Annotated in this window: 10 protein-coding genes; 6 read left to right on the top strand and 4 right to left on the bottom strand. The window is 59.1% G+C overall.

Translation table 11 applies throughout. The features are described 5' to 3' along the window. The first annotated feature begins 86 nt into the window (after window positions 1-86). Window positions 87-1514, top strand: coding sequence for an aldehyde dehydrogenase family protein (locus ACP7E4_RS08350; RefSeq protein WP_426118140.1), 1428 nt, complete (start codon window positions 87-89; stop codon window positions 1512-1514). 34 nt (window positions 1515-1548) lie between these two features. Here the strand turns inward: ACP7E4_RS08350 and ACP7E4_RS08345 are convergent, their stop codons facing one another. From ACP7E4_RS08345 to ACP7E4_RS08335, 3 genes are all read right to left on the bottom strand, one after another. Next, entirely contained in the window at window positions 1549-3255 is a 1707-nt protein-coding gene (locus ACP7E4_RS08345; protein ID WP_426118141.1) for a GMC family oxidoreductase, read from the bottom strand. 15 nt (window positions 3256-3270) lie between these two features. Beyond that, window positions 3271-4308, bottom strand: a complete 1038-nt coding sequence (locus ACP7E4_RS08340) for an ABC transporter substrate-binding protein (RefSeq protein WP_426118142.1) — start codon at window positions 4306-4308, stop codon at window positions 3271-3273. A gap of 311 nt (window positions 4309-4619) precedes the next feature. Continuing rightward, window positions 4620-5534, bottom strand: a complete 915-nt coding sequence (locus tag ACP7E4_RS08335) for a LysR substrate-binding domain-containing protein (RefSeq protein ID WP_426118143.1) — start codon at window positions 5532-5534, stop codon at window positions 4620-4622. 111 nt (window positions 5535-5645) lie between these two features. On the opposite strand from ACP7E4_RS08335, the gene ACP7E4_RS08330 reads away from it, so the two are divergent. The 4 genes from ACP7E4_RS08330 to ACP7E4_RS08315 all read left to right on the top strand — a co-directional run bounded on the left by ACP7E4_RS08330 (window position 5646) and on the right by ACP7E4_RS08315 (window position 10821). Beyond that, a complete protein-coding gene (locus ACP7E4_RS08330) occupies window positions 5646-6731 on the top strand; it encodes a tartrate dehydrogenase (RefSeq protein ID WP_426118144.1) in 1086 nt (361 codons plus the stop codon). 98 nt (window positions 6732-6829) lie between these two features. Further along, window positions 6830-7756 (top strand): 2-hydroxyacid dehydrogenase, encoded by a 927-nt coding sequence (locus ACP7E4_RS08325; protein WP_426118156.1) that lies wholly within the window; start codon window positions 6830-6832, stop codon window positions 7754-7756. 158 nt (window positions 7757-7914) lie between these two features. Then, window positions 7915-9162, top strand: coding sequence for an OprD family porin (locus ACP7E4_RS08320; protein ID WP_426118145.1), 1248 nt, complete (start codon window positions 7915-7917; stop codon window positions 9160-9162). Between the two features lie 60 nt (window positions 9163-9222). Continuing rightward, window positions 9223-10821: an argininosuccinate lyase gene (locus ACP7E4_RS08315; protein WP_426118146.1), complete on the top strand. Its 1599-nt coding sequence runs from the start codon at window positions 9223-9225 to the stop codon at window positions 10819-10821. A 181-nt stretch (window positions 10822-11002) separates the two neighbouring features. Here ACP7E4_RS08315 and ACP7E4_RS08310 read toward each other — a convergent pair whose 3' ends face one another. After that, a complete protein-coding gene (locus tag ACP7E4_RS08310; RefSeq protein ID WP_426118147.1) occupies window positions 11003-12259 on the bottom strand; it encodes a cation:dicarboxylate symporter family transporter in 1257 nt (418 codons plus the stop codon). 141 nt (window positions 12260-12400) lie between these two features. On the opposite strand from ACP7E4_RS08310, the gene ACP7E4_RS08305 reads away from it, so the two are divergent. Continuing rightward, window positions 12401-13330, top strand: coding sequence for a LysR substrate-binding domain-containing protein (locus tag ACP7E4_RS08305; RefSeq protein WP_426118148.1), 930 nt, complete (start codon window positions 12401-12403; stop codon window positions 13328-13330). Window positions 13331-13334 lie beyond the last annotated feature (4 nt).

The following is a 13334-nucleotide window of genomic DNA, read 5'->3' as shown; positions in this document are numbered from 1 at the left end:
TTCTTGCGAGGAAACGGCCATGCTTCCGGCCTGAATAAACTCGCGTGCCACCCCTTTTCAATTCGTCTGCAGAAGAGCACTTCCCCATGCACAACGCGCTCAAGTTCTATATCGATGGTTGCTGGGTCGAACCGTACTCCAGCAGTCGTATGCCAGTGATCAACCCGGCCACCGAGCAACCGTTCAGCGAGATTGCCCTGGGCAACCAGGCTGACGTGGACGCCGCCGTGTCCGCTGCGAAACGCGCATTCCCGGCGTTCGCGCGCACCACGGTGGCAGAACGCAAAGAACTGCTTGAACAGATACTGGCTTCGTTCATGCAGCGCTATGACGACATTGCTGAAGCAATCATGCTTGAGGTCGGCGCACCCAAAAGTCTCGCCCACGACTGGCAAGCCGGTATCGGCAAGCGCCATCTGCAGGAGTTGCTGCGCAGTCTGGACGCCTTCACCTTTCAGAAAATGCGCGGCTCGACCCTGATCAATTTCGAGCCGGTGGGCGTGGTGGCGTTGATCACGCCGTGGAACTGGCCGATCAACCAGATCGTCTGCAAGGTCGCGCCAGCCTTGGCCGCGGGCTGCACCATGGTGCTCAAGCCCAGTGAAATCGCGCCACTGAACGCGCTGTTGTTTGCCGAAGTAATGCATGACGCAGGCGTGCCTGCCGGGGTGTTCAACTTGCTCAACGGTGACGGGCCTGCCGTGGGCGCGGCGCTGGCCGGTCACCCGGATGTCGACATGGTGTCCTTCACCGGCTCGACCCGCGCCGGGGTCGAAGTCGCCCGTCTCGCGGCGCCGACGGTCAAGCGCGTGCATCAGGAACTGGGCGGCAAGTCGGCCAACATCCTCCTTGATGATGCCGACCTGGAAACCGCCGTGACCGCCGGGGTCAATTCCTGCTTCGGCAACAGCGGTCAATCCTGCAATGCGCCGACCCGTATGTTGGTGCCAGCGGCTTTGCACGATCAGGCGGTAGAAATCGCGCGTCGCGCGGCCAGCGCTTGTCGTCTCGGCGCGCCGGAAGATCCGCAGACCACCATGGGCCCGGTGATCAGCGAACGGCAATACCAGGCCATTCAACGCATGATCGCCATTGGCATTGAAGAAGGCGCGCAGCTGGTCTGCGGCGGATTGGGACGCCCTGAACATCTCGATCAAGGTTACTACGTGCAACCGACGATCTTCGCCGGGGTTGCGCCGCACATGACTATTTCCCGAGACGAGATCTTCGGCCCGGTGCTGTGTATCCAGCCCTATGCCGACGAACAACAGGCAGTTGCCATGGCCAATGACAGCGTGTTCGGCCTCGCCGCCTATGTGCAATCGGCCAGCCTTGAGCGGGCACGAGCCATTGCCATGCAACTGCGGGCGGGCAGCGTTTCTATCAACCATCCGGCCTGGGACGCAGGCGCGCCGTTCGGTGGCTACAAACAGTCCGGCAACGGTCGCGAATATGCGGAATGGGGGCTGGAAGCGTTTCTTGAGGTCAAGGGCATCATCGGCTATCAGCCTTGAACTGACCGCCTTACAACACAAAAGACCGCCCTGATCAGGCGGTCTTTTGGTGTGCGCCGCTTGCCTCGGCCTTGATCAGATCGGCAATGCGTTCGGCGATCATGATGGTTGGCAGGTTGGTGTTGGCACAAGGAATGGCCGGCATCAATGACGCATCGCACACTCGCAGATTGCCGACGCCGATCACCCGGCCGTCACTCAGGGTTACCGCTGCCGGATCATCGCTACGGCCCATGCGACAGGTACCGGAGGGATGCCAGGTGCCGCCGACGTTCTTGCGCACGAATTCAGTCAGAACCACATCATCGGCCAAGAGCTTATCCAGCGTCACGCCCTGCGTAACCAGACCATGAATCAATGCCTTGCGCAGTGGACCGGCGATGTCCAGCAGCAGGCTCAAAATCCCGCGCTGCAGGGCATTGAACAGTCCCGGCATGGCGATTTTCGCCACCCGAGGCGAATAACTGGAGGGGAACACAACGCTGCGCACGCTGCCCATCGAAGGCGCTCGCAAGGTGTTGGCACCCAAGCGCAACGCCTGCTTGAGACGCTCCAGATCGCGCGGATCCGAGAGCATGTCGAAATTCACTTCAGGTTCGTCGTGAGGGTTGTTGGAGACCAGGCGCAGGCGCCCTCGGGAATAGGATTTATTGACCCAGAAGAACATCGTACCCAGCCGATAGCCCACTGAATGCCAGCCCGAGCGTGACAGGATCGCGCCATGCATGTCGCATTCAACGGTGTTATTCAGCCCGGACGAAAAGCGCACGATGGCCTGTTCGTGATGCTCATCCTTGAAGGGCGTGCGCCCGGCTTTTTCCAGCAATGCGCAGACGGCAATCGACGGATGCTCCATCAGATTGCCGCCAACACCCGGACGATCCACCACCAGGCGAATGCCCAGATTGAGCAGCTCATTAACCGGACCGATGCCGCTGCGCATCAGCACCGCCGGGCTGTGGATCGCCCCGGCGCAGACAATCACTTCGCGCGCTCGGACCTGCTCGGCAGCGCCGCCCTGCCGGAGCAGTCGCGCGCCCGTGGCTCGGCCGCCTTCGATCAGTACCCGGTCGACAATGGTATCGGTCAGCAAGGTCAGATTGCCGCGCTTACGCACTTCATCCGTCAGATAGCAGACCGATGTCGGAATGCGTTCGCCCTGTTCGCTGACACCAATGGCACCGGCATACACACCCTCCTCCCAATCGCCATTCTGATCCGCTTTGCGCGCCAGGCCGCGTTCGGCCAAGGCTTTGATCACCGCGTTGACGAAAGGTGACAACGCGGTTTCAGGCGTGCGCCGAATTCTGATGGGGCCTTGTGAACCGTGCAGCGGGCCGCCGAAATCGCAGTCTGTTTCCAGCTTGCGAAAATACGGCAGCACGCTCGGCCAGTTCCAGCCATCGGCGCCCAGTTGCTGCCATTCGTCATAGTCGGCCGGAGCACCACGATTGGTCATCAACGCATTGATTGCCGAACCGCCGCCGAGAATCCGCGCCTGCTCATAACGGCGCCCCGCCTGCGACTTGCCGCCCATTCTGGCGGCCAGCCGTTTCCAGATATTGCTGACATCCAGATAGGCCCGCCCCGGATAGCGACTGCGAATCGCCGCTGGCATGTCCCCGGCAGAAATGTCACGCCCGGCTTCCACCAGGCAGACCTTGTGGTCGGGGTTTTCCGAGAGCCGCGCGGCCAGCACACAACCCGCGCTGCCGCCGCCGAGAATCAGGTAATCGATCATGGGTTGCCCAGTCCCTTACTGAACGAACTGCAACCAGCGATCCTTGGCGGCAATGCCGGCCGCTGACGACCACCATTCTTCGGAAAGCAGCGCCTGCTTCGCCGCGTTCTCTGGCGAACTTGGCAGTTCCCTGGCGCGTTCAGCGGTGATCTTGCCGGTGCCAAACGCCGCCGGGTTACCCGGACCGTAGTCGATGTACAGCGGCAAATTGGCTTGCAGATCCGGGGAAACCGCTTCGTTGAGGAACGTCACCGCCGTCGCATAGTTGGGTGCGTTCTTAAGGATGCATAACTGAGTGTTCTGCAACAGACCGTCGTTGTAAGTGAAATCCACGTCGGTGTTGTCCTTGCGCACAGCGCTGGCGCGACCGTTCCAGATCATCAGCATGTCGACTTCGCCGTCATTGAGCAGCTGCGCCGACTGACCGCCGGAACTCCACCAAACGGCAATATCCGGCTTGATCTGTTGCAGGCGTTTATAGGCGCGGTCCACATCCAGCGGATAAAGCTTGTCGCGGGGCACGCCATCGGACAGCAAGGCGGCTTCGAGTGTGCCCATCGGGTCGTTGCGCAAGGCGCGGGTGCCGGGGAATTCCTTGACGTTCCAGAAATCGGCCCAGCTTTGCGGCACTTTTTTCAGGGTTTTCTTGTTGTAGCCGAGCACCGACGAATAGAACTCGTAGGCAACCGACCAGGGCGTGCGATAAGCCGCCGGCATGCCTTGGGCATTGGGCATCTTGCTCAGGTCCAGCGGCTCGATCAAACCTTCCTTGCCGCCGCGAATGCAGTTCGAGGTTGGTGTATCAATCACGTCCCACAGGGGCTTTTTCGCCTCGCCCTGGGCTTTGACCATTGGCCATGCGTCTGGAACGCTGTCCTGCTTGACGGTGATGTTCAGGCGCTTCGCAGCCGGATCAAGGATCGCCTTGGTCTGCGCCTCCTGATAGGAGCCGCCCTGGGAAACAAAGATAATCTCGGCCGCCATGGCGGGAATCGAGCAGGCTACCGACAGACACAACAGGGATAAGACTGAACCACGGGACAAGGTTTTCATGGCAAATCATCCTGAACGTAGATTAATTCGGCAGCTTCAAAAAACCTCGACTGAATCCTGGCAATGGCTTGCGTGCTCAGGTCTGATTTTTTTGTTTTACCGAGCGGGACGGCAGGACGTTACAAGACCGTGACGTACGCCGACAATGAACGATTAGTCAGACAGAGCATAACTTCAGGTTATAAACCAAAAACTGGACACGACATCATCTCGCTCCAACTGGGCAGGAATACGCGGCGCTTGCAGTGACTCAATCATGCACCCACCCCTCAAGTACAAACGCTCATATTTCGCTCGCCGCAAAGCAGGTTCTACCGTATCGGCGCGGCGAACGGCAAGCGCTTGGCCAATGCCTGGCCCAGGTATTGGGTAAACACCGAAATCCGCTGTGGCAAATGGCGACGTTGCTGGTAAACCGCGTAGATATCGCCATTGGGCGCCTGATGATCTTCCAGCACCGCTTGCAAGCGACCGCTTTCCAGATGCTCCTGAACGTCCCAGCGTGAACGCAGAATCAGTCCGTGACCCTCCAGCGCCAGGCCGACCGTGACCTCACCGTCGTTGCTCGACAAGGTTCCGCTGACCTTGTGCGCATGCTCGATGCCGTCTTTGCGAAAGCGCCAGATCGCATAGTCGCTGCCAAACTGACGCAGAACGATGCAGTTGTGCCGAGCCAGATCCGCCACCTGTTGCGGTGCGGGCATGCTGTCCAGATAGCGCGGCGCGGCGCAGAGAATGCGCGGATTTTCCAGCAGACGAATACCGATCAATCGCGAGTCAGGCGGCTCGCCCATGCCGACACCGATGTCGAACTGATCGTCCAGCAGGCTCACGGGCTGGCTGGTCAACTCCAGGGAAATCTCCAGCTCCGGATGCAGTCGGGCAAAACTCGACACCACGGGTGCCAGATGCCGACGGCCAAATCCCAGGGTGCCGTTGATACGCAAGCGTCCATGCAGCGTCGGCTGGCGGCTGCTCAGCGCGCTCTCCAGTTCTTCGAGCTGGCGCAGGATCGGTCGGCCGCCATCCAGATACAGCGTGCCCTCGGGCGTCAGCGACAAACGGCGGGTGGTGCGCTGCAGCAATTGCACGCCCAGGCGCTGCTCAAGCAGGCTCAGGCGCTTGCTTACCGCTGGCAACGACAAGCCCATGTGGCGCGCGACCTCCGTCAGGCTACCGCGAGTCGCCACCTGCTGAAAGAACGCCAGGTCGTCGATCATGCTCAAGGGATTGTTTCCTTAAATCTAAGAATGGCTTTCGTTCAAGGCCAATTATTAATCCACTAACACTGCATACACTGAGTCGCATCCACTGATCAATCCCCTGGAGACGAACACATGAGCAAGTCCCACTACAAAATTGCAGTGATCCCCGGCGACGGTATTGGCAAGGAAGTGATGCCTGAAGGCGTCCGCGTGCTGGATGTGGTCGCCAAGAACCACAATCTGCAGCTGCAATGGGATTGGTTCGATTTCGCCAGCGCCGATTACTACCTGGCCCACGGCAAGATGATGCCCGACGACTGGTTCGAGATTCTCAAGGGCTATGACGCAATTTATTTCGGTGCCGTGGGCTGGCCGGATGTAGTGCCGGATCATATTTCCCTGTGGGATTCGCTGTTGCAGTTCCGCCGCGAGTTCGATCAGTACGTCAACCTGCGCCCGTGCCGCCTGATGCCCGGCGTGAAGGCGCCGCTGGCCAATCGCAAGCCCGGCGACATCGATTTCTGGGTGGTGCGCGAGAACACCGAAGGCGAGTATTCCAGCGTTGGCGGCAAGATGTTCCCCGGTACCGAGCGGGAAATCGTCCTTCAGGAAACCGTAATGACCCGGATCGGCGTCGACCGTATCCTGAAGTTCGCCTACGAGCTGGCGCAGAGCCGGCCGAAAAAGCACCTGACCTCGGCCACCAAGTCCAACGGCATCGCCATCACCATGCCGTACTGGGATGAACGCGTCGTGGAAATGGGCAAGAAATACCCTGAGGTCAAGGTGGACAAGTACCACATTGATATCCTCACCGCGAACTTCGTCCTGCACCCGGACTGGTTCGATGTGGTGGTGGCCAGCAACCTGTTCGGCGACATCCTGTCCGACCTCGGTCCGGCCTGCACCGGTACGATTGGCATCGCGCCATCGGCCAATATCAACCCGGAACGCCATTTTCCGAGCCTGTTCGAACCGGTACACGGTTCCGCGCCCGACATCGCTGGCAAAGGCATCGCCAATCCCATCGGACAGATCTGGTGCGGCGCGATGATGCTGGAACATTTGGGCCACCCGCAAGCCGGTGCCGCTGTGTTGACCGCCATCGAGACCGTGCTGGCGATGGGGCCGGAAAACGCGCCACTGACTGCCGACATTGGCGGCACCGGCAATACCGAATCGCTGGGCAAGGCGATCGCGGCGGCCTGCGAACGCTGAAATAAAGCGCAATCTCCCGTTTGCCAAACGAGAAACGGGGGATTGTTGCGTTCGAATCAGGCATCTTCATGGCTCACTTCAGAGCTGTGAGAATCACCATGACCCTGCTGTTCAAGATCGATGATGCACGCGGCCAAGTCTGGAAATCCCTGTTCCAGCGCCATGCGCCAGACATCGACGTGCGCCTGGATTCCGACAGCGGCGATCCGGCGGATGTGCGCTACTTCGCCTCGTGGATCGCACCCAAGGCGCTGCACAGTACTTATCCCAACCTGGAAGTGGTGTTTGCCACCTCGGCGGGCGTCGATCAGTTCGACCTGAGCGAACTGCCGCCGCACATCGACGTGGTGCGCATGCTTGATCCCGGCATTGCCCAGGGCATCATCGAATACGCCTGTTTTGCAGTGTTGAGCCTGCACCGTGACATCCCGCTGTACCTCGACCAGCAACGCCAGCAGCAATGGCAAAACCGGCCGCTGGTGCCGGCCAGTCAACGGCGCGTTGGTGTGATGGGTCTGGGCAATCTGGGCGTGGCGGTGCTGCAAAGCCTGCAAGCGTTCGGCTTTACGCTGAGTGGCTGGGCGCGTTCCGCCAAAGCCATCGAAGGCGTGCAGTGCTTCGCCGGGCAGGAGCAACTCAAGCCGTTTCTCAATCAATGCGATGTACTGATCTGCCTGCTGCCGTTGACCGATGACACGCGGGGCATCATCAATGCCGAACTGCTGGCTGCCCTGCCCCAAGGCGCGAAGCTGATCAATCTGGGGCGCGGCGGGCATCTGGTGGAAGCCGATCTGCTCGACGCGCTGGCGTCAGGCCAGATCGACCGGGCGATTCTCGACGTGCTCAATGACGAGCCCCCGGCTGACGATCATCCTTACTGGCAACACGCGCGCATCTGGCTGACCCCGCATATTGGCGCCATGACGTCGCCAGAAACTGCCTTCGAAGTCCTGTTGGCAAATCTCCGCCGCCATCAGCGCGGGGAATTCATGCCGGGGACCATTGACCGTAGCGAGGGGTATTGAGCAACGCAGTCAGCGTCATACTTAAAACATCTCGAATCACAACTTTCTATATATTTTTAATTCCCGATTGCAAGCATTAGCCTTTAGAAACCGCGCGCTGTGATGAGCGGACGCGCGGCAATAATTCTAAAAATAAAGGCGACACGCCGGGAATAACAATGCACAAATCCCCTTCTGCTCTAGGTTTCACTACTGCTGTACTGGGTCTGTCTCTCGCCCTGCCGTCCATGGCCGAAGCAGACTTCCTGGAAGACAGCAAAGCCGAACTCGAACTGCGCAACTTCTATTTCAACAGTGATTACCGTCAGGACGGCGCGGCGCAGTCCAAGCGTGACGAGTGGGCCCAAGGCCTGATCCTCAAATACGAATCGGGTTTCACCGAAGGTCCGGTGGGTTTTGGCGTCGATGCCATGGGCTTGTTCGGCCTCAAGCTGGACTCCGGCCCGGATCGCCAGAACTCGGGCCTGCTGCCGGTAGGCGACGAGAAAGCCCCGGACAATTACGGCCGCAGCGGCGTGACCGGTAAAGCGCGGATTTCCAAGACCGTGCTGCGCGTCGGCACCTTGATCCCCAAACTGCCCACTGTGTTGCCCAACGACGGTCGCCTGCTGCCACAGACTTTTCGCGGCGCCCAAGTGACGTCCACCGACATCGACCGCATGACCCTCAACGCCGGACAGCTGACCAGCAATACCTTGCGCAACGTCAGCGGCCATGACGATATCGAGGTCGCGGCCAAAGGCGTCAAAGGTGCGGTGCCCAGCGATCAATTCAACTTCGCCAGCGCCAGCTACGCCTGGGACAAAACCCTCACCACCAGTTATCACTACGGCGGTCTTGAGAAAAACTACAAGCAACACATCTTCAATATCGTCCACACCTTGCCCATCGGCGAGTCGCAGTCGTTCAAGACTGACCTGCGCTACGCGGACTCCAGCAAGGACGGCAATACCAACATTGATAACCAGGCCCTCGGCGCGCGCTTCACCTATCGCATCAGCGGGCATTCCTTCGGCGCGGCCTGGCAGAGCATGAAAGGTGAAACCGGATTCCCACACCTGGATGGCACCGATTCGTACCTCGTCAACTACGTGATGATCTCCCCGGACTTCGCCAACCCCGACGAAAAATCCTGGCAGGCACGTTATGACTTCGACTTCGCCAGCGTCGGCATCCCCGGTCTGACCTTCATGACCCGCTACCTCAAGGGCGACAACTTTGCCCGCACCAAAACCCTGGAAGGCACCGAGTGGGAGCGCAATACCGATATCAGCTACGCCTTCCAGAGCTCGCCGTTGAAGAACCTTGAAGTGACGTGGCGTAACGGCAGCTATCGCAGCAACGGCACCGGCAGCGACATCGACCAGAACCGCTTCATTGTCAGTTACACGCTGCCGCTGCTGTGACCCCAATCAATCGCTAACACGCCTTGGAATTCCCGGCATTCGTCGGGAACGGAGACCTGAATGAACACCAAGAAAACCCTGATCCACCTGGCTGTCGCCTATGTATTGAGCACCAGCTACGGTGCCTATGCTGCGAACACCGCCGATGTCCCTTGCAGCACCACCGAACAATGCGCCGCCCAGGCAAAAAAAATCGGTGCCTCGGTGGAAAAATCCCAAGTCAAGGGCGACAAATCCGAAAGCCAGTTTTCCTGGCTGAACCGGATCAACAAAGCTTCAATCGTGATGCTCACCGAAGAAGGTATCGTCAAGCCGGAGATGGGTCGCAAGATTGCCGGTGGCGTGCGCTTCGCTATCGATCAGGCCGACAAACCCGGCGGCAAGCAACCCAGCGATGTGTTACAGCTTGAACAGATCATGACCGACAAGATCGGCCCTGAAGCGTCACTGATTCACTCCGGCCGCAGCCGCCAGGACATGCTCGCCACTTACCGCCTGGCGAAGTTGCGCTTTCAGGTGCTGGCGTATGCCGATGCGTTGAACTCGACCCGTCAGCGCGTGCTGGACCTGGCGGCAAAAAACGTCGACACCCTGGTCCCGGCGTACACCAACGGTGTGCAGGCCATGCCCATCAGTTACGCGCACTATCTGCTGGCGTTTGAAGCCGCTTTCGACCGCGACGGCCAACGCATCCGCGAGCTGTACACCCGTCTGAATCAGAGCCCGATGGGCACGGCGGTGCTGGCGAACTCCGCTTACCCGCTGAACCGTGAACGCCTGGCGCAGCTGCTCGGCTTTGATAGCGTGCGGGAAAACTCCCTGGATTCCAGCCAGGTCTCGACCTACGACATTCCTCTGGAAGCGGCGAACATTGCGTCGTCCTCGGCGATTCGTGTCGGCGCGATTATCGGTGACATCCACACCCAATATCACCAGATCCGCCCTTGGCTGCTGCTTGATGAAGGTTCGACCTACACCAGCAGCGCCATGCCGCAGAAGCGCAATCCCGGCCTGTTGATGCGTGCCCGGGAATCCGCTTCGGATGTGGTCGGCCTCGCGCAAACCGTGACCTTGCGCGCGCACAACGTCACCACCGGCATGACCGACTACAAATTCGCCTTCGATTCCCTGGGGCTGTTCGCTTCGACCAAGGACATGTTCGACGGCATGAACAGCGTGCTGGACGCCTTGCAGGTCAATCCGCAACGGGCGCTGGAAGAGCTTGAATCGGAATGGACCACTTCCATGGAACTGGCCGACACCCTGGAACGCCAGCACAAGGTGCCCTTCCGCATCGGCCACAGTTTTGCGTCGCTGATCGTCACCGAGGCGCGGGACAACGGCACGACGCCCAAGACCTTCCCGTTTGCCGATGCACAGAAGCTCTACACAAAAGCCGCTGACAAATACAGCTGGATGCCTAACACGCTGCCTCTGGACGAAGCCGCGTTCCGCGCTGCACTATCGCCGGAAAACATGGTCAAGACCCGCAAAGGCACGGGCGGTCCGCAACCGCAGGAAGTGCAACGCATGCTCACCGAAGCGCGTAAAACGTTGTCTGCGGATCAAGGCTGGTTGCAGGAACGCCGCCAGAAAATCACCCAGGCCGACGGCGATCTGGACCGCGCGTTCGAGAAGCTGCTGGATTCGAAGGGCTGACATAGCGCTGTCGCCCAGCAGACACCGAACACGTGGGACCGGATTTATCCGGGAAGGCGGCATTGCTGACGACGAAATGCAGTGAATGAACCGGCCTCTTCCCGGATAAATCCGGTCCCACAGGGATTGCATCGACTGAACTGATGCCTTCGCGGGCAAGCCTCGCTCAAACGGGGATGTATCAGAAACTTCCCAACGCTTGCCGCAACGCCACCCGATCAATCGACCGTTGCCAGCGGCAGATGACCAGGCACGCAACGCAGTTGCCCAGCACATTGGTCAGGGATCGACATTTCATCAAGCGCTCAACCCCGAGCAACAGACCCACGCTTTCCAGAGGAATGACATGCAGCATATTCAAGGTGGCAATCAGGGTAAAAAACGCCGAGCCCGCGACGCTGGTCGAACCCAATGACGTCAGCATGCACATCAGCAGCACACCGATCAATTGCATGCTGCTCAGCTCCACGCCTGCCAGATGGGCGAGAAACATCACCGAGGTAGTGAGGTAAATATTTGACCCGCTCAAGTTAAAGGTATACCCGGTGGTCAACACCAAACGCACAACTTGACGATCACACCCCAACTTCTCCAGTTTGCTGATCAAACCTGGAATTGCCGCCACTGATGCGCCCGTAAACGTCACCAGCAACAACTCTTCCTTGATATAAGCGGTCAGCCGCCACAAACTTATCCCGACCATACGGGCAATACTGGCCAGAATAAAAACCACCAACAGCGCACACGCCAGATACATGACCACGACAAACTTTAACAGCGGAAGAATTGACTCAACCCCGTATTTGCCCACGGTAAATGCCATGGCACCGAATGCAGCGGCCGGGGCAAACTTCAGGATCAGGCGCAATACTCGAAATAACAGGTTGATCGCGACTTCCAGACGAGCCTGCAAAACTTCCCCCAGCCGTCCGACTCGGGGTAACAGCAATCCCGAAATCACCGCCAACAGCATGACCTGAAACACCAGATTCTGCGACAACGCCCAGTAAATACTGGACCAAACCTCGCCCACGGAGAACTCATCGAAAAGCTCTATCGTCGATGTGGCGGGACTGCCAAGTGCGACCGCCGCTTCGACAAGACCCTTGGGAAAGATCTGCACTGTCGACGCATCCATCTCGAATAACAGCGCTGTGGTCATCCCCAATAACAGGGAAACAATCGACATCACCTGAAAATAAACAAATACCTTGCGTACCAGCCGCACATGTTTGCCTTGCTGATGCAGACTCGCCACCCCGGAACACACCAGCAGGAACATAATGAAAGGCATCAGCAGACCGATCAATTTCACGAAACCGTCGCTCAGCGGTTTCATGTAGACGGCCAGATCCGGACGCAGCAATCCCAACAGGACGCCACAACTAATGGCGAGCAGGATTTGCAGGGTTGCATTCTTTAGAAGCTTGACAGGCATCGAGGCTCCGCCACAAATAATATTATTGTTATTGTCGCAATGACTCGGCTTCAGCCATAGTAGCCACGCGTGTAGTCAACCTCGCCATAATCTGTTTTTGGCCGGCCCGCAATAATAAGTCTTGGAACAGGATATACCAACATGGAACTTCGACATCTGCGTTATTTCGTCATGGTGGCCGAAGAACGACATTTCACCCGTGCCGCAGCGCGCCTGAATATGCAGCAACCGCCCCTGAGCCAGCAGATCCGCGCGCTGGAACAGGAACTGGGGTTTGAGCTGTTCAAACGCCATCCCAAGGGCGTCGACCTGACGGCGGGCGGTTTGGTATTCCTTGCGGAGGCCCGGGATATCCTGACCCGTGTCGAACAAGGGGCGCTCAAGGCATCACGGGTTGCCAACGGCATCGAAGGCACGCTGATCGTCGGCTTCACCAGTTCCGCCGCCACGCACCCGCTGATCCCGCAAATCATCCGCGCCTACCGAGAGCGCTATCCCGGCGTCGAAGTGGCGTTGAAGGAAGGCAGTGCCCGGGAAATGACTGAAGAAGCCATCGAAGGCCGTCTCGATGTGGGCATCCTGCGCGCACCTGTAGGACAGCACCAGAGCATCCAGTTTCATCGCCTGCATAACGAAGAGATGCTGCTGACGCTACCAGTGCGCCACCCATTGCTCGCTCAGGTGGACGCGTCGACGCAGATGCCGGAAATTTCCATCAACGCACTCAGAGATGAAAAATTCATCCTGGTACGTCGTCCCGGCGCGCCGGGCATGTATGCGAATCTGATCAAGGCCTGTCAGAACGCCGGTTTCAACCCGCATATCGCTTTCGAGGTAGAGCGCATGCTGACCAACGTCAGCCTGGTGGCAGCGGGCGCCGGGGTGTCGATTGTCCCGGCCTCCATGAAGGACGTGCACCGGGAAAGCGTCGTGTACTGCCGGATTCTCGACGCCCGCCCGCGCCTGCTCGCGCCGCTGACGCTGGTATGTCGCACCTTCAACCCGCCCGCGCCCTTGGAAAATTTCATTCTGCTGGCGCGCAAGCTGAGTACGGCCTATCGCAAGGGATAAGCGC

Origin of the sequence: Pseudomonas sp. DSP3-2-3, assembly GCF_049898225.1 — a bacterium.
Classification (GTDB): Bacteria; Pseudomonadota; Gammaproteobacteria; order Pseudomonadales; family Pseudomonadaceae; genus Aquipseudomonas.
This window is presented reverse-complemented; position numbering and strand designations above follow the sequence as displayed.